Annotated in this window: 18 protein-coding genes, 1 tRNA gene and 2 pseudogenes; 10 read left to right on the top strand and 11 right to left on the bottom strand. The window is 66.1% G+C overall.

What is annotated here, in order from left to right:
* Positions 1–115: 115 nt before the first annotated feature.
* The gene (locus tag CVN68_RS13240; RefSeq protein WP_158298879.1) at positions 116–2,038 is read right to left on the bottom strand and encodes a TonB-dependent receptor; all 1,923 of its coding nucleotides are present in this window, start codon (positions 2,036–2,038) and stop codon (positions 116–118) included.
* Positions 2,035–4,116, bottom strand: a complete 2,082-nt coding sequence (locus CVN68_RS13235; RefSeq protein WP_100282624.1) for a TonB-dependent siderophore receptor — start codon at positions 4,114–4,116, stop codon at positions 2,035–2,037. Before CVN68_RS13235 ends, CVN68_RS13240 begins: the two co-directional genes overlap by 4 nt.
* A gap of 144 nt (positions 4,117–4,260) precedes the next feature.
* Here CVN68_RS13235 and CVN68_RS13230 point away from each other — a divergent pair, with 144 nt between their 5' ends.
* The 4 genes from CVN68_RS13230 to CVN68_RS23225 all read left to right on the top strand — a co-directional run bounded on the left by CVN68_RS13230 (position 4,261) and on the right by CVN68_RS23225 (position 8,351).
* Positions 4,261–4,998, top strand: coding sequence for an ABC transporter ATP-binding protein (locus CVN68_RS13230; protein WP_100282623.1), 738 nt, complete (start codon positions 4,261–4,263; stop codon positions 4,996–4,998).
* Positions 4,995–6,431 (top strand): ABC transporter permease, encoded by a 1,437-nt coding sequence (locus CVN68_RS13225; RefSeq protein WP_100282622.1) that lies wholly within the window; start codon positions 4,995–4,997, stop codon positions 6,429–6,431. The genes CVN68_RS13230 and CVN68_RS13225 overlap by 4 nt, the downstream gene beginning before the upstream one ends.
* Positions 6,431–7,681 (top strand): ABC transporter permease, encoded by a 1,251-nt coding sequence (locus tag CVN68_RS13220; protein ID WP_100282621.1) that lies wholly within the window; start codon positions 6,431–6,433, stop codon positions 7,679–7,681. The genes CVN68_RS13225 and CVN68_RS13220 overlap by 1 nt, the downstream gene beginning before the upstream one ends.
* Positions 7,682–8,189: 508 nt before the next feature.
* Positions 8,190–8,351 carry a hypothetical protein gene (locus CVN68_RS23225; RefSeq protein ID WP_158298878.1) on the top strand — a complete coding sequence of 54 codons (162 nt, stop codon included), beginning with the start codon at positions 8,190–8,192 and terminating at the stop codon, positions 8,349–8,351.
* Positions 8,352–8,447: 96 nt separating this feature from the next.
* Here CVN68_RS23225 and CVN68_RS13215 read toward each other — a convergent pair whose 3' ends face one another.
* Positions 8,448–9,341 (bottom strand): LysR family transcriptional regulator, encoded by an 894-nt coding sequence (locus CVN68_RS13215; RefSeq protein ID WP_100282620.1) that lies wholly within the window; start codon positions 9,339–9,341, stop codon positions 8,448–8,450.
* 105 nt (positions 9,342–9,446) lie between these two features.
* Here CVN68_RS13215 and CVN68_RS13210 point away from each other — a divergent pair, with 105 nt between their 5' ends.
* From CVN68_RS13210 to CVN68_RS13200, 3 genes are all read left to right on the top strand, one after another.
* The gene (locus CVN68_RS13210) at positions 9,447–10,310 is read left to right on the top strand and encodes an SDR family oxidoreductase (RefSeq protein WP_100282619.1); all 864 of its coding nucleotides are present in this window, start codon (positions 9,447–9,449) and stop codon (positions 10,308–10,310) included.
* Positions 10,311–10,347: 37 nt separating this feature from the next.
* Positions 10,348–10,821, top strand: coding sequence for an SRPBCC family protein (locus CVN68_RS13205; RefSeq protein WP_100282618.1), 474 nt, complete (start codon positions 10,348–10,350; stop codon positions 10,819–10,821).
* Positions 10,822–10,968: 147 nt separating this feature from the next.
* Positions 10,969–11,190: a hypothetical protein gene (locus CVN68_RS13200; protein ID WP_100282617.1), complete on the top strand. Its 222-nt coding sequence runs from the start codon at positions 10,969–10,971 to the stop codon at positions 11,188–11,190.
* 97 nt (positions 11,191–11,287) lie between these two features.
* Here the strand turns inward: CVN68_RS13200 and CVN68_RS13195 are convergent.
* From CVN68_RS13195 to CVN68_RS13180, 4 genes and pseudogenes are all read right to left on the bottom strand, one after another.
* Positions 11,288–11,364, bottom strand: a tRNA-Arg gene (locus tag CVN68_RS13195).
* Positions 11,365–11,415: 51 nt separating this feature from the next.
* Positions 11,416–12,077 (bottom strand): annotated as a pseudogene (gene nth / locus CVN68_RS13190) (endonuclease III).
* Positions 12,074–12,801: pseudogene (gene dapB / locus CVN68_RS13185) on the bottom strand (4-hydroxy-tetrahydrodipicolinate reductase). The pseudogenes nth and dapB overlap by 4 nt, the downstream one beginning before the upstream one ends.
* Before the next feature lie 40 nt (positions 12,802–12,841).
* Positions 12,842–13,171 carry a hypothetical protein gene (locus tag CVN68_RS13180; protein WP_158298877.1) on the bottom strand — a complete coding sequence of 110 codons (330 nt, stop codon included), beginning with the start codon at positions 13,169–13,171 and terminating at the stop codon, positions 12,842–12,844.
* A gap of 76 nt (positions 13,172–13,247) precedes the next feature.
* Here CVN68_RS13180 and CVN68_RS13175 point away from each other — a divergent pair, with 76 nt between their 5' ends.
* Positions 13,248–13,952 carry an NAD-dependent deacylase gene (locus tag CVN68_RS13175; RefSeq protein ID WP_100282615.1) on the top strand — a complete coding sequence of 235 codons (705 nt, stop codon included), beginning with the start codon at positions 13,248–13,250 and terminating at the stop codon, positions 13,950–13,952.
* Here the strand turns inward: CVN68_RS13175 and era are convergent.
* The 3 genes from era to lepB form a co-directional block, all read right to left on the bottom strand.
* Positions 13,949–14,851: a GTPase Era gene (era, locus tag CVN68_RS13170; RefSeq protein WP_100282614.1), complete on the bottom strand. Its 903-nt coding sequence runs from the start codon at positions 14,849–14,851 to the stop codon at positions 13,949–13,951. The two genes, CVN68_RS13175 and era, sit on opposite strands and share 4 nt — an antisense overlap.
* 114 nt (positions 14,852–14,965) lie before the next feature.
* A complete protein-coding gene (gene rnc / locus CVN68_RS13165) occupies positions 14,966–15,622 on the bottom strand; it encodes a ribonuclease III (protein ID WP_100282613.1) in 657 nt (218 codons plus the stop codon).
* An 11-nt stretch (positions 15,623–15,633) separates the two neighbouring features.
* Positions 15,634–16,497: a signal peptidase I gene (gene lepB / locus CVN68_RS13160; protein ID WP_100282612.1), complete on the bottom strand. Its 864-nt coding sequence runs from the start codon at positions 16,495–16,497 to the stop codon at positions 15,634–15,636.
* Positions 16,498–16,601: 104 nt separating this feature from the next.
* On the opposite strand from lepB, the gene pgi reads away from it, so the two are divergent.
* Both pgi and CVN68_RS13150 read left to right on the top strand, forming a co-directional pair.
* A complete protein-coding gene (gene pgi / locus CVN68_RS13155) occupies positions 16,602–18,092 on the top strand; it encodes a glucose-6-phosphate isomerase (RefSeq protein ID WP_100284395.1) in 1,491 nt (496 codons plus the stop codon).
* The gene (locus tag CVN68_RS13150; RefSeq protein ID WP_100282611.1) at positions 18,092–18,400 is read left to right on the top strand and encodes an alkylphosphonate utilization protein; all 309 of its coding nucleotides are present in this window, start codon (positions 18,092–18,094) and stop codon (positions 18,398–18,400) included. Before pgi ends, CVN68_RS13150 begins: the two co-directional genes overlap by 1 nt.
* Here CVN68_RS13150 and CVN68_RS13145 read toward each other — a convergent pair.
* The gene (locus CVN68_RS13145; RefSeq protein ID WP_100282610.1) at positions 18,397–19,248 is read right to left on the bottom strand and encodes an NmrA family NAD(P)-binding protein; all 852 of its coding nucleotides are present in this window, start codon (positions 19,246–19,248) and stop codon (positions 18,397–18,399) included. The genes CVN68_RS13150 and CVN68_RS13145 overlap by 4 nt on opposite strands.
* Between the last annotated feature and the right edge of the window lie 3 nt (positions 19,249–19,251).

The following is a 19,251-nucleotide window of genomic DNA, read 5'->3' as shown; positions in this document are numbered from 1 at the left end:
CGAAAAGCTGCTGGTGCGCAAGCGCATCGCGCACTTTCGAACGGCACTTCCACTGAGTGGTGACGCCTCCGGCTTCGGCTTCTCGATCACATCGCCGCCTTTCATCCGTGTGGCGTCATTGGAAATCCGCTGTGACCGACAAGGTCGCACGCCTGCCCTGAAGCAAGGTGAAACCGCCGCCACTCGACACTTTCCAGCCGAAGACGTCGCCCACGTTCTTGACCTGTGCACGGAAGAGAGTCGGCACGCCGCCGATGCCGGTGCGATAGCGGGCGCCGATGTCGAGGATCGATCTGGCGGCCAGTTCCAGCGTACCCGCCGCATTGGCGACACGGCGGCCCTCATGCGTCGCGCGCAGATCGAGCGACAGGCCCGGCACCCAGCCCAATCGATAGTCGATCGCAGTATCGATCAGGATGCCCGTCCGCCCGATCGGACGATTGCCCAGACGACCATCATCCACGGCCTGACCGCTCACCCGCGGATGAAGCAGCACCGCCCCTGCGACGATGCTCAGGCTCTCGTACGGCCGGGCCGATAGCGACGCCTCGACTCCCTTGTGGGAAACCTCGCCCAACGCGCGATAGGCGGCGTTGGTGCGATCGATCTCGAAATAGGGTTTGGCGATGTCGAAGACAGCGGCGACCAGTCGCCAGTTCGCGCTCAACGTATAGCGAATGCCCAGTTCACGCTGCCGCGTCCGCAGCGCCGGCAACGCCTCGCCGCGATTGACCGCGTTGGCCGGCGCGACGCCGCTTTCTTCCAGTCCGCGCGTCGCCGCAGCAAAGAGCGTGAGCTGGTTGGTCGGCATCACCGCCACTGCCGCATTCCACAGCCAGGGACGCTCGTCCTGCCTTGCCTCCGGCAGGCCGGGCTGTCGAACGATCTTGCTATAGTCGCTGCGAGTGACGCCAAGATTGACTTCGGTGACATTCGGCCAGCGCATCTCGTAGCCCAGAGCGTAGCTCAACTGCCGCACGCGATCGTGCGTCAGCGGACCATAAGCCAAGTCCGGCTGCGGGCGAGGATCGGGAACGCCTACCTCGGCCGCACCGAGGTCGGCCAGCGCATAGCCGCCATAGTCGGTCCGAACGTCGCGACCGCGCACCGACGTCAGCAACCAGTGTCGTCGCGGTCCGTCGGCGAAAGCGCGGCTGATTCGGATCTCGCCCGAGGAGGAAGCGGCGCGTTGATCCACGCCGCTGAGCAGAAAGGAGCGGCCGACGCCCTCCCTGCTCACGTCGCTGTACCAGGCCGACGCATAGGAATCACGCGTGAAGCGGCTGTTGAAACCGCCCGCCGCCAGCTGCCACGATCCCAGGCTGGCCTTTACGAGCGCGCCCAGATTCTGGCTGTGCCCCGCCCAATCAGCCCATTGCTGGCCGAAGAAGCGCCGCCGCTCGACCTTGGGCGGGAGGTGATCGCCGGCGGGATAGAGCACCGGCGCCTGCTCCTCGTCGCCATAATCGTATCGCCCGAAGAACCCGGTCAGCTCGACCGCGTCGACGGGCCGCCAGCGCGCCACGCCACCATAACTGACGAACCACGCATCGGCGCCGTTGACATATTCGTCGTCGTAAAGCCCCCCGTCGAAATTGACGCTCAGCCGGTCGGTCACCGGGATCGCGGCGTCGACGATCAGATCGGTGCCGCGATAGTCGCCGCTGTTGAGCTGCACGCTCGCGACCGCCCGCTCGCCCGTCCGGCGAAGCTCGAGATCGACGATCCCGGTCGGCGCGGGCAGCGGATAACCGAACGCGGAAAGCCCCACCCGCACGGTGGAGCCGCGGACGATCACGTCGGTAACCGCGCCTGCCCGGTCGAAATACAGGCCCTCGATGCGGTTGTTGCCCGCCGCAGTGGCGCTGAACCCGCGCACTTCGCCGCCGGCGTAGATCCCGATCGACTCATTGCCGACGCTCTTGCCGAAACCGTCATCGGCTTCGCGTGCCGCATTCTCCTGCGTGCGCTGCGCTTCGGCCGGCGAGTCCCACGCGCCACAGGCAAACAGCAAGGTGGTACCGAGGAAGCGCTTCACAGCGCGAGCGCCAGCCGCGCGCGGATTGTGCGGGGCGCGCCGGGCGTGATCCACACGTCGCTGTACGAACTTTCGATATAATCGCGATCGAACAGATTCTCGGCGTCGAGGTGGAGCCGGACGCCGTGCGAAACCTGCCACGACAGATTCAGCCGCGCAGTCAGATAGCCCGGGAGCCGGAAGCCGCTGGCGATGTCGTCGCCTGCGCGCGCGCCGACATAGGTCAGCCCGGCACCGATACCCACCGATCCGGGCCGCGCCCGGTCGGACTGCCAGAAACCATAGATCGCACCGCTGTGCTTCGGCACATTCAGGAGCGCGCTGCCGACGAGCTGCGGACGCGTGTCCTCCAGAATCTTCGTATCGGTATAGGCATAGACTGCGGTCAGCGTCAGCCGGTCGTCCGGGGCATAATCGAGATCCGCCTCGACGCCTTCGCTGCGCGCGCGCCCGGCGGCGATGCTGAAGCCGCTATTGGCCGGGTCGGTGACGAGGATATTGTCCTTGGCGATGCGGAACAGCGAGACCGTGCCGCGCAGCCGACGGTCGAGCAGCGCGAGTTTGACGCCGCCTTCCAGCGCTTCACCGCGCTCCGGCGCAAAGGACGCGGACCCGGCGTCGACGCCCTGGTTGAATCGGAACGACCGCCCCCAGCTCAGATAAGCGGAGAAGCGATCGCTCGGCGCGAAGGTGAACGCCGCGCGCGGACTGGTCGCCGAAGGGGATTGGCGATCGGTGCGGTTGGTCCGGTAGTTGACGTTGTCCTGCCGGATCCAGTCGTGGCGGATGCCGAGCAGCAGCGAGAAACGATCGTCGAGCGTCAGCAGATCCTGCGCATAGACGCTTTCGCCGCGCAGCTGCTCGAGCAGGTCCTGGTTGAGCAATGCGACGGGCTTGGGCTGACCGTAAACCGGATCGAAGATGTCGATGTCGTAGGGTTTCGCTGCCGTCGGGCTGAAGCGGTAGAAGATTCGACGCTGCTCATAGCTGAAAGCGTCCATGCCGACGCGGAACTGGTGATCCACGCCCAGGATTTGGCGGTTTGCACTGAGTTCGATGCGCCCCGACAAATCCTGCCAGTCATAGTCGTGAATGCGGAGCTGACGCCGCAGCCGCGTCCCGAACAGCGCACTGTTGTGCGTCGACTGGCCCTTGAGCGTGCCATCACGATATTGGACGCCGCCCTCGAGCGCGATGCCGTCGGCGAGATCGACATAGATTGTGCCTTGATGCTGCGCGGTGCGCTGGGTGATCAGCCCGTCATTTGGTTCGCCGAGGAAGCGTTCGCGCGGCAGCGCCATGGCGTCGCCATTCACGGCAACCAGACCGCGATCGTGCGTGAAGTGCACGAGATTATATTCGAGCTGGTAGAGGAAACGGACGCGTTGGCCGAGCTGCAAGCTCAGGGAAGGCGCGAGCAGCAGGCGATCCGATTGATTGTGATCGCGAAAGCTGTCGCCCGCCTGATAGACTCCGATCACCCGCGTCGAGACGCCCTGCGTTGCCGGCCCCCCGATGTCGAAGCTTCCGCGCCACGTGTCGAAGCTGGCTACCGAGATATCGCCGCCGGCATGGAAATGATCGAGCGGCGCCTTGGTGACGATGTTGATCGAGCCCCCCGGCTCGCCCTTGCCCGACAGCGCCGATGCCGGACCTTTCAGCACCTGGAAGCTCTCCACGGTCGCAACGTCACGCCGCGCATTGAAGCCGCGATTGGCGGTGAAGCGATTGATCAGCAGATCTGGCCCCTGGTTGATGTCGCCCGAAAAGCCCCGGATCGAATAGGCGTCCCACGCGCCGCCGAAGCTGTTCTGCCGCGCCATGCCGCCCGACAGATCGTATAGCTGCGACAGATCGGTGAAGCCGGCGCGGGCGATCAGCTCCGCATCCAGAACGCGGACATTCTGTGGCAGCAATATCGGATCGACGGAAAGGCCGTTGATGCTTGCATTGGCCGCGCGCGAGCCGGTCACGACGATCACCTCGCCCGATTGCTCCGCATCCTCGCGCTCCTGCGCCCATGCTTCCACCGGCAGCAGCATGACGCCGGCCAGCACCCAACGCGTCCAAACTCCCATTATGATCCCCTTGATCGATGATATGATGTATCACGCGCCCCTAAGCTGCGCCGCACAAATGAGTCAATGATATGATGCAACATATCACTTGACGGACGCCGATTCGGCGGGTGACAGAGGCGGTCCGCAACCAGGAGAATCGCCTTGCCCGAAGCCGCACCGGCTCCGATCCTGCTCGACGACGTCGTGCTTTCCTACGGCTCCCACCGGGTCCTCGACCGGCTGTCGCTGACCGTACCGGCCGCGAGCGTCTATGCCCTGCTGGGCGGTAACGGCGCAGGCAAGTCGACCACCTTGTCGGTGCTGCTCGGCTTCGCGACCCCGGAGCGTGGTAGCGCGCGGGTCGCCGGAATCGACCCTTCGGCCGGCGCCGACGAAGCGCGGCGGCGCATTGCGTATCTTCCGGAAAATGTTGCGCTCTACGAGCATCTCTCGGCAGTCGAGAACGCCGATTATCTGCTGGCGCTGTCGGGCACGCCGCGGTCGCGCGCCGAGATCGTCGCCGCCTTCGACGCCGCTGGATTGCAGGAGCGGGCATGGGATCAGCGCCTCGGCGGCTTTTCCAAGGGCATGCGGCAGAAGGTGGCGATCGCGGTGGCCTTGCTTCGCGAAGTGCCGGTGCTTCTGCTCGACGAGCCGACTTCCGGCCTCGATCCACGGGCGACGAGCGATTTCAATCGCCTGCTCGCGGCGGTGCGCGATCGCGGCACTGCAGTGCTGATGGTCACCCACGACCTGCTCAGCGCCGCCGACGTCGCCGACCGGATCGGCTTTCTCGATGCCGGCCGGATTGTCGAGGAGGTTGCGGCGCAGGGCGTGGAGCGTTTCGACCTGCGGGCGCTCCATGCGCGCTTCGCTGCCGATACGGTGCGCGCGGCATGAGCCCGCTCCGCCTCATCGCGCGTGACGAATTGCGCCTGATGCTGCGCAATCGCGTCGCGGTGATCGCCTTTGCACTGCTCGTGCTGCTGACATTGGTCGCGGTGGCGACGTCGTGGAGCCACCAGCGCGGGGTCGCCGAGCTGCGCGCGCGCCAGCAAGCCGCAGCCGAAGCTGCGTTCGATGCCCAGCCCGACCGTCACCCGCACCGGGTGGTCCATTACGGCCATTTCATCTTCCGGCCGCTCGGGCCGCTCGCCGCTTTCGATCCCGGCGTGGATGCCTTCACGGGCAACAGCATGTTCCTCGAAGGCCATCGCCAGAACAGCGCGAACTTCGGCGACGTGCGGCAGAGTTCGCTACTCGTCCGCTTCGGGCAGCTGACCCCCGCTTTCGTGCTGCAGGCGGTGGCGCCGCTGCTGCTGATCTTCCTCGGTTTCGGCGTGATCGCACGCGAGCGCGAGCGCGGCACCCTCCAGCCGTTGATGCTGCAGGGCGCTTCCCGCGGGCAGATCGTGGCGGGCAAGCTCGGCGCGCTCGGACTGGTGGCATTGCTTGCAGGGCTTCCGGCAATGCTCGGCTTCGCGCTGATCGCGGGTCAGCCGGACGCGCTCGCCGCACCGATGGCAGTGATCGCACTTGGCTATGCCGCCTGGCTCGCGCTCTGGACGGTCGCCATCGTCCTCGTCTCGGCGCTGGTTCGGCGCAGTCGCGACGCGCTGCTGGCGCTGCTCGCCGTCTGGGCGGTCGTCGTGGTGCTGCTGCCGCGCGTGGCGCCGGATATCGCCAGCGCGGCTTATCCGCTCGCCAACCGCTTGCAGACCGACATCGCCATCGCGCGCGACCTGCGCGGCATGGGCGACAGCCACAATCCCGACGATCCTTATTTCGCGCGGTTCAAGCAATCGGTGCTCGCGCGCTACGGCGTGACCCGGATCGAGGATCTGCCGGTCAACTATAAAGGGCTGCTCGCGCTCGAGGGCGAGAAAATGACTTCGAGCCTGTTCGACCGCTATGCCGGCGAGAGCTTCGCGGCACAGGCAAATCAGAACGCGCTGGTCAGCACGATCGGCATGCTCAGCCCGGCGATCGGGCTGCGCGATCTGTCGATGGCGGCGGCCGGAACCGACTTTACCGGCCACCGGCGTTTCCTCGAACAGGCCGAAGCCTATCGCTACGATCTCGTCCAGCGCCTCAACAGACTGCAGGCCGAGGCTGTCTCCTACGCGAACGACACCGCGGGTGACGCCGGCGCCGATCGCCGCAAGCGCGTCTCCGGGAACCATTGGCAGGCCATGCCGGAGTTCAAGTTCCGCCAACCGGATGGCGCCACACTCGCGGACGCGGCTCTGCCCGGACTGGCAGTGGTGCTGATGTGGCTCGGGGCCGTCTCGATCCTGCTTTTCCTCGCCACGCGCCGTTTGGGAGTCCGCTGATGCGCCTCTGGATGCATGAATTGCGGTTGCTGCTGCGCGCCCGCCTCGCTTTGTTCGCCTTGTTGCTGCTCGGCGCACTGACGATCGCCGGGATCGTCGCCGGGATTGCCGAAGTCGAACGCCAGCGCACTGCGATCGAGGCGATCGCCAAACCTCAGGCAGAGGATATCGGCGCGATCGCAGCATGGGTCGACAAGTCCCGGGACCCCGGCAGCGCCGCTTATTACAGCTTCCATCCGACCTGGGATCCGCCCTCCCCGCTCGCCTTCGCCGCGATCGGCATGCGCGATGTGGCCCCCTACATGCTTCGCGTCCGCGCACTCGGCCTCGAGGCGCAGGTCCACGACGGCGACAATTTCAATCCGCAGCTCGCTCTGCCCGGCCGCTTCGACTTCGCGTTCGTGCTGGTTTTTCTTGCCCCGCTCTTCGTGATCGCGCTGTTCCACGATCTCGCATCCGGCGAACGCGAAGCCGGTCGCGCGCGGATGCTGGATGCGTTGCCCGGAACGCGCCGGCGCTTGTGGTTGCGGCGCGGCGGCCTGCGCTTCGCCCTGCTGTTCGTCGCGCTCGCATTGCCGTTCGCGACCGCAGCCGTGCTGTCCGGCGCGTCTCTTGTCGCCATCCTCGCGATCCTGAGCGTGACGGCGGCCTATCTGCTGTTCTGGATCGCCTTGTCGGTTCTGGTGAGCCGGCTACGCTGGAGCTCGGTCGCCAATGCCGCCACGCTTGCTGCGTGCTGGCTGGTGCTCGTCCTCGTCCTGCCGACGCTCGGCCATGTCGCCATCAATCGCGCGATCACGGTAGATCAGGGCGCCGAGATCGCGCTGGCGCAACGCGAGGCGGTCAACCGTGCCTGGGACATTCCGCGGGAGGAGACGATGCGGCGCTTCTATGCAAGCCACCCGCACTGGGCCGGCTCTCCGCCGTTGCCCGTCGACTTCCATTACAAATGGTACTTCGCGTTCCACCAGGTCGGAGACGAGAGCGTGGCGGATCGGGTTCGCGCCTATCGCACCGGCCTCGAACAGCGCGGCGCAGCGGCACGAACGCTCGGCTGGGTGCTGCCGTCGGTTGGCGTACAGGCGATCCTGACTCGCCTGGCGCAGACCGATCTGTCTGCGCAGCTAGCTTATCAGGATCGCATTCGCGCCTATCACGCGCGACTGCGGGAATTCTATTATGGCTATCTCTTCAACGATCGTCCCTTCTGCCAAAGCGATTTCGCGGCCGCGCCGCGTTTTGAACCATGAAGTCGAAGCGTTGTGGCCGCCGTACCATATCGTATGAACGTCCTGTGTGGATGGCTCCCGCGGAGGATGAAGGACCCCTTCTGGGCGCAAAGCGGTCATCGCAGGTGTGATAGCATTGCTCGGTCCTGTCCCTCTTAGTCTCCCCCGATGGTATCGGTCAGGGTAAGCAAGCGCACGGATAAGGCGGGATTCTGTTTCCCCTCCAATATGGCGATGACAACCGCGGGGGACAAAACGTCAGCCGCCAGGCGGGTGTGAGCCCCCGAATGGTGCGGCGGAGGAGAGAACAGGCCTCTGCCGCACCGTCCCACCTGCGCCACGGAGTGCCGATTCCAAAGGATCGATATCATGCTGAACTCCACGGACGCTGCCGCCGTGTCCGCAGTGGCGCGCGGACGCCACGCAACCGATTCCACAGACACGCCATTGTCTTTTCCGGCTCTTTCCCGATTGGCCCGGGTTCGTCCGAAGACGAGGTCGCGGACGAGAAGGACGGGAAGATGGATCTTTGAGCTTGCTGGCCGCCGCGGTGCTCGTGGCGGTGGTTCTGGCCGAGCGATCGCTGGCCAAGGCTATCGGCGGCGACATGATCGCCACGATGTTGCTTCTTGTCGCCGGGATCTTTGCAGTTGCGCTCGCAGCCCCGATCTTTGCGGTGAGCCGTCGCTAGAATTTTCAGATCGCGTAAGAGTTGGGGGGATGTTCCATCCGTTCAGTTCCCGCCGCCGATCGATCGGCGGAGGTGGTTCGATGGCCGAGGCGACGCCTATTCGCCGATAAAGGCAGCCAGCTCGCCCGGCGCTCCGGTCGGGAACGCCGATTTGAGGAAGTCGAGAAACGCCGACACTCGCGCGCTCAACAGGCGGCGCGATGGATAGAGCGCCCATAATGCGATGTCCGGGCCATCGATATCGCCCCAGTGCATCAGGGTGCCCGCCGCAAGGTCATGGCTGACCAGCGATATCGGAAGGCGCGCGGCGCCGCCCCCAGCCCGAATCGCATCTCGGACCATGATAATCGAGGAGAGACGGAGGACTGGGTCGACCGCGATGATCGCCTCTCCCTCCGAGGTTTGCATTCTCCACTGATCGGGCTGGTCACCGGATCCCCGGACAACCACGGGCGCGGCTGTTCCGTCCGTTGGCCTTGCGAGCGTCGGGCTCGCCACGACTACGAGCCGATCGCGCAGGAAGGCGCGTCCCACAAGGCTGTCGTCTGGATCGGGATTGACGCGGATAACAAGGTCATACCCTTCCTCGATCATGTCGACCGGGCGATCTTCGGTGGTCACCTCGAGCCGGACTTCAGGGAATCTCGCGGTGAATCCCGCGGCAAGCTTCCCCATCGCGATTTGCGAAAACAGCAGCGGCGCGCTGATCCGCAATCGACCTCGTGGCGTGTTCCCCCCCGATGTGATTGCAGCCGCCGTCTCGCCGAGTTCGGTGAGCAGCGCGCTTGTTCGCTGGTAGAGCGCGCGCCCCTCCTCGGTCAGCTTGAGCATGCGCGCGCCGCGCTCGAACAATCGCAGGTCCAGACTCGCTTCGAGCTCCGAGACCCGGCGCGACAGCGTCGCCTTGGGCCGCCCGGCGGCGCGGGCGGCGCGACCAAATCCTCCGTGCCGGGCGACGAGATTGAAATCCGCGAGGGCAAGCAGGTCCATGTGTTCCACCAGTGAGACTGTGTGTCCAGATATAGCGCCTATTGGATCGCTTGTGGATCGCTAATTTCCGGACTGCCAGTCGGGCATCAAACAAGGAGACACCGCATGACCATTCTCGTTACCGGCGCTACCGGCCGTATCGGCCGCCACGTGATCGACCAGCTCCTCGCCCGCGACGCCGATGTCCGCGCGCTCGTCCGCAATCCTGCAACGGCCAACCTCCCCGCGAGGGTCAGCGTCGTCCAGGGCGATCTGTTCGACACCGACTCGCTGCGCAGTGCATTCTCCGGCGTCTCGACGCTGTTCTTGCTGAACGCAGTGGCGGCAGATGAATTCACCCAGGCGCTGATCGCGCTAAACGTGGCCCGCGAGACCGGCATCGAGCGAGTCGTGTACCTGTCGGTGATCCACGGCGATCTCTACGCCAACGTACCGCACTTCGCGGTCAAATTCGCCGTGGAGCGCGCGATCGAGCAGATGGGCATGCCGGCCACTATCCTGCGCCCTGCCTATTTCATCGACAACGATATCACCATCAAGGACGTGGTAACCGGCCACGGGGTGTACCCGATGCCGATCGGCAGCAAGGGACTGGCGATGGTCGATGCGCGCGACATCGGCGAGATCGCGGCGATCGAGCTTCTGCGCCGCGAGCAGTCCAGCATCCCGCTGCCGCTCGATCACATCACGCTCGTCGGTCCCGATACGCTGACCGGCGCGGACGTCGCTGGCATCTGGACCGAGGTGCTTGGCCGCCCGATCGCTTATGCTGGCGACGACACTGCCAGGTTCGAGCAGACTTTGCGACAGTTCTCGCCGGGCTGGATGGCGTTCGACATGCGGCTGATGGCCGAGCGCTTCCAGAGCGAGGGCATGATCCCCGCTGCGGGCGAGGTCGAACGCCTCACCGCACTGCTCGGCCGGCCGCTGCGCTCCTATCGCGATTTCGCCGCCGAGATCGCCGCTTGAGCCCAGGCGCCGCAACCCCACACCAAAGAGACGTATCATGATCTATTCGACCGCCACCGTTCCTGTGAATCCCCAAGGCGAGATACCGCTGACCCGTGCGCAGGCATGGGCCGGCCTGGAGCTCAAGGCTCGGGACGCCCGTCTGTTCCTGCCGCCCGGCCTTTGCACGCGCTGCGAGGTCGTCGAAGAAAGCGCCACGCATTTCGTCCGCGAGGCGGTGATCGGGGGCGCCGATCTGCGGGAAATCATCACCCTCGAGCCCGAGAGCAAAGTGACCTTTTTCCAGGCCACCGGTCCGCGCGAAGGCGCGATCATCAACGAGCTCTACGAAGACGAGGCCGGGGCGCTTCAGTTGCGCTTCTATTGCTATCTCGGCCTGCGCGACAAGGAGCCGAACGGCCCGGAAGTACGGGCCGAACAAGCGCAGTTCGACAGCGACAAGGGGTACAAAGCCGCGCTGGTATCTACCCTGAAGCGCACCCGTGAGCTGCTCGCAGGGGGCAAGCTCTGATCAACACTGCAGACATGAGCCGCGAGACTTCGGCCCAAGCCGAGTCGCGCGGTTCGTATCTGGTATGCGCCGATTGGGTTGAAGAAGTCGGTCTAGAAGTAGCGCGGATGGTCTGATTCACTCTCCGGGAGAGAGCGGAGAGGGGCGATGATGGGCGAGCGGACGCTGGCGCAGGGGGCACTTTTCTTCAGCTTCAGCCTAGAGCGGCATGTGCCAGCGGACCATCTGCTGCACTCGATCGAGCGGTTCGGGCAAACCCCCTCGTCATTCGCCGCGTCGGCTAGCGCCAACAGCACCAGCATCTCGCTATCCGGCAGCGCCATGCCCCAGATCGCAGACATGATTCGGATGCTCACGCTCCGAACCTGAGCGAGGGGACGGCGCGCCGCGGTCGAGCGTTGGTCGCACATAACTCGCACGCCGGAACATAACCGGCGCGTGATTTGTCACTAAGTAGTTGAAAACATGGCGCACCCGACAGGATTCGAACCTGTGGCCTCTGCCTTCGGAGGGCAGCGCTCTATCCAGCTGAGCTACGGGTGCCTGAAAGCCGCGCCTAGCAAAGCAAAACCGGCCGCGCCAGCCGTTTCCGCGTCAGCGCGTTACGGACTTGCGTGCGGGCGGGGTGAGGGCCTTGGGCTTGTACGCGCACAGATCCATGACCACGCAGCGCCAGCATTCGGGCGTCCGCGCCTTGCAGGTGTAACGGCCGTGCAGGATCAGCCAGTGATGGGCATGCAACCGGAAGGGTTGGGGCACGCGCTTGTCGAGCTTGCGTTCCACCTCGAGCGGGTTCTTGCCGCGTGCCAGCCCGGTGCGGTTGCCGACGCGGAAGATGTGGGTGTCGACGGCGAAGGTCTCGCGTCCGAACGCCGAATTGAGCACGACATTGGCGGTCTTGCGCCCGACGCCGGGCAGCGCCTCGAGCAAATCGCGGTCGGCGGGGACTTCGCCACCATGTCGCTCGATCAGCGCGCGGCTGAGACCGAGGACGTTCTTTGCCTTGGTGTTGTAGAAGTTGATCGTCCGCAGCCGTTGCTTGAGCGTCTCCTCGCCGAGCGCGAGCATCTTCTCGGGGTATCGGCTTCGGCAAAGAGCGTGCGCGTCGCCTTGTTGACGCCGGCGTCGGTCATCTGCGCGGAGAGCACCACCGCGACTAGCAAGGTATAGGCGTTGCTATATTCGAGCTCGGTCTCCGGGTGCGGATTGTCGCCCGCGAGCCGCGCGAAGAACTCGACAGTCTCCGCCTTGTTCAAATGCCGAGCACCTCGTCCATCGTGTATCGGCCGGGCTGCTGCCCCTTGAGCCAGAGTGCCGCCTGCACCGCGCCGCGCGCGAAGATCGTGCGATCGTCGGCGCGGTGGATGAGCTCGATGCGCTCGCCGGCGGTGGCGAAGATCACGCTGTGATCGCCGACCACCGATCCGCCGCGCAGCGACGCCATGCCGATCGTGCCCTCCGCGCGGGGTCCTGTCAGGCCGGCGCGGTCGCTGACGCCCGCATCGGCAAGGGTCGTGCCGATGCCGTGCGCGGCGGCGTTGCCGAGCATCAGCGCGGTGCCCGAGGGCGCATCGGCCTTGTTGCGATGGTGCATCTCGACGATCTCGATGTCCCAGTCGGGGCCTAATCGCGCCGCCGCCTCGCGTACCAGCCGCGCCAGCAGCCCTATACCGAGCGAGGTGTTGCCGGTCTGGAGCACGGGGATTTCCGCGGCGGCGGCATCGATCAGCGCGTGATGGTGTGCGCCGATTCCGGTGGTGCCGATCACGATGGGCGTCCAGGCCGCACGCGCGGCGCCGAGATGCGCCTCAAGCGCGGCGGGCGCGGAAAAATCGACCAGCACATCGGCCTTGCGCGCGAGATCGGCCGGGCTGTCGCCGACATCCGCCCCCCTGCGACCCGCGCGCCGAGGCCGGGTGCCACGGCGGCGATCGCCTGTCCCATCCGCCCCATGCTTCCGAAAATACCGATGCTCGTCATGGCGCTGCTTTGGCACAATCATGGGGCGGCGCGACAGGGGCTATTTCGGCTTCCCGGCGCCCAGCGGGATCCGGAAGCGCAGCATCGCCCGGCGCGACGAGGCGCCTGGGAACTCGCGTCGCTCGAGCTCGGCCGAGAGCTCGCCCGGGCCCACCTGCTTCGCTGCGCGCACCGGCGGCTCGACATAACGCGGTTCGATCTTCTTCAGGCGGAACTGGCCCGGGTCGGCAGTGCCGCATACTACGATGTCCTCGGCTGCGGAATCGCAGCGCGGCGCGGCGGCGGTCGTTCGCGTCCCGTCTTCGTCCCCGCCCGGAACGAGGTTGCGATCCTGCGACACGGCCTGGACGAGCAGAAAGGCGAGCAGCATCGGCAGGCGCTCCAAAGCGGTGGTGCAATCAACAACGGATTTGCGGCAACCGCATGGCAGGCGGTAGAGATCGGCAATGCCCGATCGCCGCAACATCGTGATCCTCACCGGGGCGGGCATTTCCGCTGAGAGCGGCGTCGCGACCTTCCGCGGACCCGGCGGGCTTTGGGAAGGGCACCGGGTCGAGGATGTCTGCACCCCGCAGGCGCTCGCGCGCGATTCCGAACTGGTGCACCGCTTCTACGACGAACGGCGCGCGAAGCTGGCGAGCGTCGAGCCCAATGCCGCGCACCGCGCGCTCGCCGCGCTCGATGCGAAATGGCCAGGCGAGCTGCTGCTCGTCACTCAGAATGTCGACGATTTGCACGAGCGCGCCGGATCGGCGCGGCTGCTCCATATGCACGGCGAACTCAAATCGGCCTTGTGCGCTGCATGCGGTATCCGCATTGGCTGGGAAGACGCGCTGCCGCCCGAGACCGAATGCTCCAATTGCGGCACCCCGGCGCTGCGCCCCGACATCGTCTTCTTCGGGGAGATGCCGTACCAGATGGAGCGTATCGAGCACGCGCTCGCCCAAGCCCATCTGTTCGTCTCGATCGGCACTTCGGGCGCCGTTTATCCGGCGGCTGGCTTCGTCCAGACCGCGCGCTATCACGGCGCTGCGACGCTCGAACTCAATCTTGACCCGTCGGAAGGCAGCCTGTGGTTCGGCGAGAGTCGGATGGGACCCGCGGGCGTGCTGGTGCCCGCCTGGGTCGAGGAAGTGCTCGTCGGCGCCTAATCGACCCAGTCGAGCCCAATGTCGCGATAGAGCGCGCGATCTTCCTCCCATTTCGGGTTGACCTTGACGTGGAGGTAGAGGTGCACCGGTACCCCCATGATCCGCGACAGCTCGGCGCGGGCGCGAGCGCCGATCTCCTTGATCCGGGTGCCGCCCTTGCCGAGCACGATCGCGCGCTGGGTGTCGCGCGCGACGAGGATCTGCTGGTGGATCTCGACAGAGCCGTCGGGCCGCTCCGAATATTTCTCGGTCTCGACCGCGCTGGCATAAGGCAGCTCGGCGTGCAGCTGGAGGTAGAGCTGCTCGCGCGTCACCTCGGCGGCGATCATCCGCTCGGTGGCATCGGAAACCTGGTCCTCGGGAAAGTGCCACGCGCTCTCGGGCATCGCCGCGGCGAGCGCGGCCTTGAGTTCGGGGACGCCATCGCCGGTCTGCGCACTGACGAAGTAAGTCTCGTCGAACGGCAGCATCTCGTTGAGCTTGGCGACATGCCCGAGCAGCCGCGGCTTGTCTGCGATATCGACCTTGTTGAGGATCAGGATCTTGCGCTCGGGGCGCCCTGCGAGGCTCTCGACGACTTGCCGGACCTTGGACCCGGTCCCGCCCTTGCCGTCGACCACCAGCGCGATCAGGTCGGCGCCATCAGTGCCTTCCCACGCGGCTGCGACCATCGCGCGGTCGAGCCGGCGTTCGGGCGTGAAGATACCCGGCGTATCGACGAGGACGAGCTGGGCATCGCCGTGGATGGCAATGCCCATCAGCCGGGCGCGCGTGGTCTGCGCCTTGGGGCTGACGATCGCGACCTTCTGACCGACGAGCGCATTGACCAAGGTGGACTTGCCGGCGTTGGGCGCGCCGACGATTGCGACGACGCCGCAATGTGGATTGGTGGTTTCCATTCGAAAAATCCTTGTTCCCCTTCCGCTTGCGGGAGGGGTTAGGGGAGGGGCCATTCGGCCGTCGGCAGGGCTCATGCTCTCCCCCGCTCCCTCCCGCAAGCGGAAGGGGAGAGATTACTTCTCCAGCTTACCCAGCAATGCTGCAGCCGCCGCGGTCTCCGCTTCCTGCTTCGACGTACCTTCGCCTGTTGCCTCGGCGAGCTTGCCGATCGCCACCTTCACCGTAAAACGCGGCGAGTGGTTGGGTCCCGAACGGTCGATGACCTCATATTCGGGCGGACGGCGATTGTGCGCGGCGGCCCATTCCTGCAGCGCTGATTTGGGATGCTTGGGGGCCTGCCCCTGCGTGTCGATTCGCGACGCCCAAGCTTTACGAATGAAGCCGCGCGCCGCTTCCAGCCCGAATTCGAGATAGAAAGCGCCGATCAGCGCCTCGATCACGTCGCCCAGCACATTGTCGCTGTCCGCCGCGCCGTCTTCGCGCGCCTGCTTGCCGAGCCGCAGATAGGGCACCACACCGACTTCACGCGCGACGTCGGCGCAGACCGGCCCGGTCACCAGTGCGTTGAGGCGGCGCGACAGCGCGCCTTCGGGCTCCTCGGCGAAACTCTCGAACAGCCATTCGGCGATGACGAGGCCGAGCACGCGGTCACCGAGAAACTCCATCCGCTCATAATTGGCCGCGGCCTGACTGCCATGGGTCAGCGCGCGCTGATAGGCGGCGAGCTCCGCGGGCTTGCGGCCGAAAGTCTCAGCGATCCATCCCCCCAAAGCCGGGGCGGTCAGAAGCCTTCTCCAAGCCGATCCCAGCGCGCCGCGGTGAACCAGGTCCACGGCAGGAACCAGTTGGCGCTGCCGTCGGTCGACCAGAAGCTGACAACCGCCTTGCCCTCGATATTTTCCAGCGGCACGAACTCGATGCCCCCATCGGCGTGGCTGAAGCGGCTGTCCGTGGAATTGTCGCGATTGTCGCCCATAAGGAAGGCGTGGCCGGCGGGGACGGTATAAACGCCGGTGTTGTCCTTGGGGTAGGTGCCCTGATCGAGCACTTCATAGGTTTTGCCGTTTGGCAGGGTCTCGCGGAAGCGCGGGATGCTGCACACCGGATTGCCCGCGGCGTCGACATTCTGGAACTGCGGCTGGCAGCGTTCGAAATTGGGCGAGATCGGCAGCACGAACTGGGCGATGCGATTCTTGGGCACCGCCTTGCCGTTGAGGATAAGCTGCCCGCCGACCATCTGCACGCTGTCGCCCGGCAGACCGATGACGCGCTTGATCCAGTCGGTGTCGTTGCCCGGCGGCGCCTTGAACACCACCACGTCGCCGCGCTCGGGCGTGCCGGGGAAGACGCGGCCCGGAATCAGCGGCAGGCTCCAGGGCAGCGAATGCTTCGAATAGCCGTAATTCCACTTGGTGATGAACAGATAGTCGCCGATCAGCAGCCGCGGCAGCATCGATTCGCTGGGGATCGAGAAAGGCGAGAAGATGAAGCTGCGCACCACGAAGACGATCAGCGCCAGCTTGACGAGGAACGACGCGAGATCGCGCCATTCGGATTTGGGCTTTTCCGCGGCCGTGCCCACCGAATAGGGCTTGGGCGCATCGGCGGCGGGCGTTTCGGGCTCGGCGGAGGGCGCGTTTTCCATGGACTGTGCTCTGCTTGGGCTGGGCGGGTAGGTCAAGCGGCTGAATAGCGCTGGCAGGCGCCGTGAGGGGAGGATAGGGGCAGCCTGCGTTCAAGGAGATGAACATGGCATTGCCTGACTGGTCGACGATCCAAGCCCTCAAGCCCGCTTCGCTCAAGCAATTGTTCGACCAGGATCCGGCGCGGCTGGCGACGCTTTCGCTCGACGTGGCGGGGATCCATTTCGACTGGTCGAAGACGCATCTGACGAGCGACGCGGTGCAGGCCTTCGCCAGGCTGGCCGCCGACATGGGGCTCAGCGCGAGGCGCGACGCACTGTTCGCCGGCGAGGCAATCAACGTCACCGAAGGCCGCGCGGCCGAGCACACCGCCGAGCGTGGCGAGGGTTCGCCCGAGAGCGTGGCGCGGGCACGCGGCTTCCATGCGCGGATGCGCGCGCTGATCGACGCGATCGAGGCGGAGGCGCTGGGTCCAGTGCGCCACATCCTCCATATCGGCATCGGCGGATCGGCGCTCGGCCCGGAGCTGCTGGTCGACGCGCTCGGCCGCGATGCCGATCGCTACGACGTGGCGGTGGTCTCCAATGTCGACGGTGCCGCGCTCGAGGAAGCGCTCGATCGCTTCGATCCGCAGGCAACGCTGATCGCGATCGCCTCCAAGACCTTCACCACCACCGAGACTCTGCTCAATGCCGAGAGCGCGCTCGCCTGGCTTTCGGGCAACGGGGTCGAGGATCCCTATGGCCGCGTCGTCGCGCTGACCGCGGCGCCCGACAAGGCAGTCGAATGGGGTGTCGACGAGACTCGCGTGCTGCCCTTCGCCGAGAGCGTCGGCGGGCGCTATTCGCTCTGGTCGTCGATCGGTTTCCCCGCGGCGCTGGCGCTCGGCTGGGAGGCGTTCGAGGAAATGCTCGAAGGCGCGGCCGAGATGGACCGCCATTTCCGGCTGACCCCGCTCGACAGGAACGCGCCGGTGCTCGCCGCCTTCGCGGATCTCTATTATGCCCAGGCCCGCGGCTGCGAGACCCGCGCGACCTTCGCTTATGACGAACGGCTCCGCCTCCTGCCGAGCTACCTCCAGCAACTCGAGATGGAATCGAACGGCAAGCGCGTGACGGCGGACGGCCAGCCGGTTTCGTGGCCCACCGCGCCGATCACCTGGGGCGGCGTCGGCACCGATGCGCAGCATGCGGTGTTTCAGTTGCTCCATCAGGGCACCCGGCTGGTGCCCGTCGAATTCGTCGGAGTGATCGAGCCGGGCCACGCGCAGGGCGACTTGCACCACCGCCAGCTGCTGCTCAACATGTTCGCGCAAGGCGCGGCGCTGATGGCGGGCAAGGAGCATCAGGACCTCGCTCGCGCCTATCCGGGCGACCGGCCGTCCTCGACCTTGCTGCTGAGCGATCTCGATCCGCGCACGCTCGGCGCGTTGCTGGCGTTCTACGAGCAGCGGACCTTCGTCAACGCGGTGCTGCTCGGGCTCAATCCGTTCGATCAGTTCGGAGTCGAGCTCGGCAAGGAAATGGCGAGGGCCGCCGAGCAGGGCGGCGATTTCGACGCCTCGACCAGCGACTTGATCCAGCGGGCATTCGGCTGATGGTCGGCGGCGACGAAGACTATGTCTATGACGAGACGAGCGGAGAGTGGATTCCCGCCGCCGATGCCGCGGCTGCGGGCGGCGCGACCGACACCCTCGAGGTCCGCGATTCGGTCGGCAATGTCCTGCAGGACGGCGATCAGGTCACGCTGATCAAGGACCTGACCGTCAAGGGTGCCGGCCAGACGCTCAAGCGCGGCACGCTGATCAAGTCGATCCGGCTGACCGGCGACGCGCAGGAGATCGACTGCAAATATGAAGGCATCAAGGGGCTGGTGTTGCGCGCGGAGTTCGTGCGCAAGCGCTAGGCGGACGATCCGACCAACGCAGCGATATAGTCCTCCAGCCGGGTCTGGCCGCGGATCACGTCCTCGGGCCACTCCGCGGCCACCGTCGCCGCGGTCATCCGGGCATAGCTCTCCGCCGCCGCGTCCGAAAAGCCCGTCGCCTTGAATGCCGCCACCCATTGGTCGGGCGGCGTCGTCTCGACCCGGACCGGTCGCGCCAGCACCGCGGCGAACGCATCCGCCACGTCCTGTGGCGTGTAGCGGCGCGGCCCCTCGACGCGGAATATCCCGGTGCGATCGTCGGTCATCAGCGCCGCCGCGTGGCGCCCCAGATCTTCGGGCGCCACCATCGGCAGTTCGAAATCGGCATCGAACATCGTCCGCAGCACGCCATCCTCGCGCACTTCCTGCAGGTTCATCGCCCAGTTGCTGAAATAATAGGCGCCGCGGTTGATCGCATAAGGGACTGGCTGCGCCGCCAGCCCCTGTTCGAGCTCCCACAAGGTGTTGAGATCGCCACAGCGCTCCCCCGGCCGGGCGCCGTAGGTCGATTCGCCGACCAATTTCTCCAGCCCCGAACCCGCCACCGCGGCGAGGATCGCCGCTATCGTCCGGCGCTCCTCGGCATCGGTGTCGCCAGTGATCGCCGCCGGCGGATTGAGCAGGAAGGCGCGCCGCCCGGTACGCAGCACCGCGTGCAGCGCTTTGACGTCATACAGGTCGACCGCCGCGAAGGTCGCGCCTTTGGCTTCCCAGGTGGCCGCCTTGGCGGGGTCGTGGCCGACCACCGTCACCGGTTCGCCCTTTGCCAACAGCGTCTCCGCCACCGCCGACCCGACATGGCCGGTGCCGCCCAGAATGATGTGCATCGT

Source organism: Sphingomonas psychrotolerans (assembly GCF_002796605.1).
GTDB classification, from domain to species: Bacteria; Pseudomonadota; Alphaproteobacteria; order Sphingomonadales; family Sphingomonadaceae; genus Sphingomonas; species Sphingomonas psychrotolerans.
The sequence above is the reverse complement of the archived record's forward strand: the minus strand, read 5'-3'. Positions and strand labels throughout refer to the sequence as shown.

What these genes read in the sequence shown, in the direction of transcription:
- CVN68_RS13215 (WP_100282620.1), bottom strand. Translation starts at nt 9,341, where the DNA reads ATGGACCTGCTTGCCCTCGCGGATTTCAATCTCGTCGCCCGGCACGGA.
- CVN68_RS13205 (WP_100282618.1), top strand. Translation starts at nt 10,348, where the DNA reads ATGATCTATTCGACCGCCACCGTTCCTGTGAATCCCCAAGGCGAGATA.
- CVN68_RS13180 (WP_158298877.1), bottom strand. Translation starts at nt 13,171, where the DNA reads ATGCTGCTCGCCTTTCTGCTCGTCCAGGCCGTGTCGCAGGATCGCAAC.
- lepB (WP_100282612.1), bottom strand. Translation starts at nt 16,497, where the DNA reads ATGGAAAACGCGCCCTCCGCCGAGCCCGAAACGCCCGCCGCCGATGCG.
- CVN68_RS13235 (WP_100282624.1), bottom strand. Translation starts at nt 4,116, where the DNA reads ATGGGAGTTTGGACGCGTTGGGTGCTGGCCGGCGTCATGCTGCTGCCG.
- CVN68_RS13175 (WP_100282615.1), top strand. Translation starts at nt 13,248, where the DNA reads ATGCCCGATCGCCGCAACATCGTGATCCTCACCGGGGCGGGCATTTCC.
- CVN68_RS13150 (WP_100282611.1), top strand. Translation starts at nt 18,092, where the DNA reads ATGGTCGGCGGCGACGAAGACTATGTCTATGACGAGACGAGCGGAGAG.
- CVN68_RS13210 (WP_100282619.1), top strand. Translation starts at nt 9,447, where the DNA reads ATGACCATTCTCGTTACCGGCGCTACCGGCCGTATCGGCCGCCACGTG.
- CVN68_RS13200 (WP_100282617.1), top strand. Translation starts at nt 10,969, where the DNA reads ATGATGGGCGAGCGGACGCTGGCGCAGGGGGCACTTTTCTTCAGCTTC.
- CVN68_RS13225 (WP_100282622.1), top strand. Translation starts at nt 4,995, where the DNA reads ATGAGCCCGCTCCGCCTCATCGCGCGTGACGAATTGCGCCTGATGCTG.
- CVN68_RS13145 (WP_100282610.1), bottom strand. Translation starts at nt 19,248, where the DNA reads ATGCACATCATTCTGGGCGGCACCGGCCATGTCGGGTCGGCGGTGGCG.
- CVN68_RS13220 (WP_100282621.1), top strand. Translation starts at nt 6,431, where the DNA reads ATGCGCCTCTGGATGCATGAATTGCGGTTGCTGCTGCGCGCCCGCCTC.
- pgi (WP_100284395.1), top strand. Translation starts at nt 16,602, where the DNA reads ATGGCATTGCCTGACTGGTCGACGATCCAAGCCCTCAAGCCCGCTTCG.
- era (WP_100282614.1), bottom strand. Translation starts at nt 14,851, where the DNA reads ATGGAAACCACCAATCCACATTGCGGCGTCGTCGCAATCGTCGGCGCG.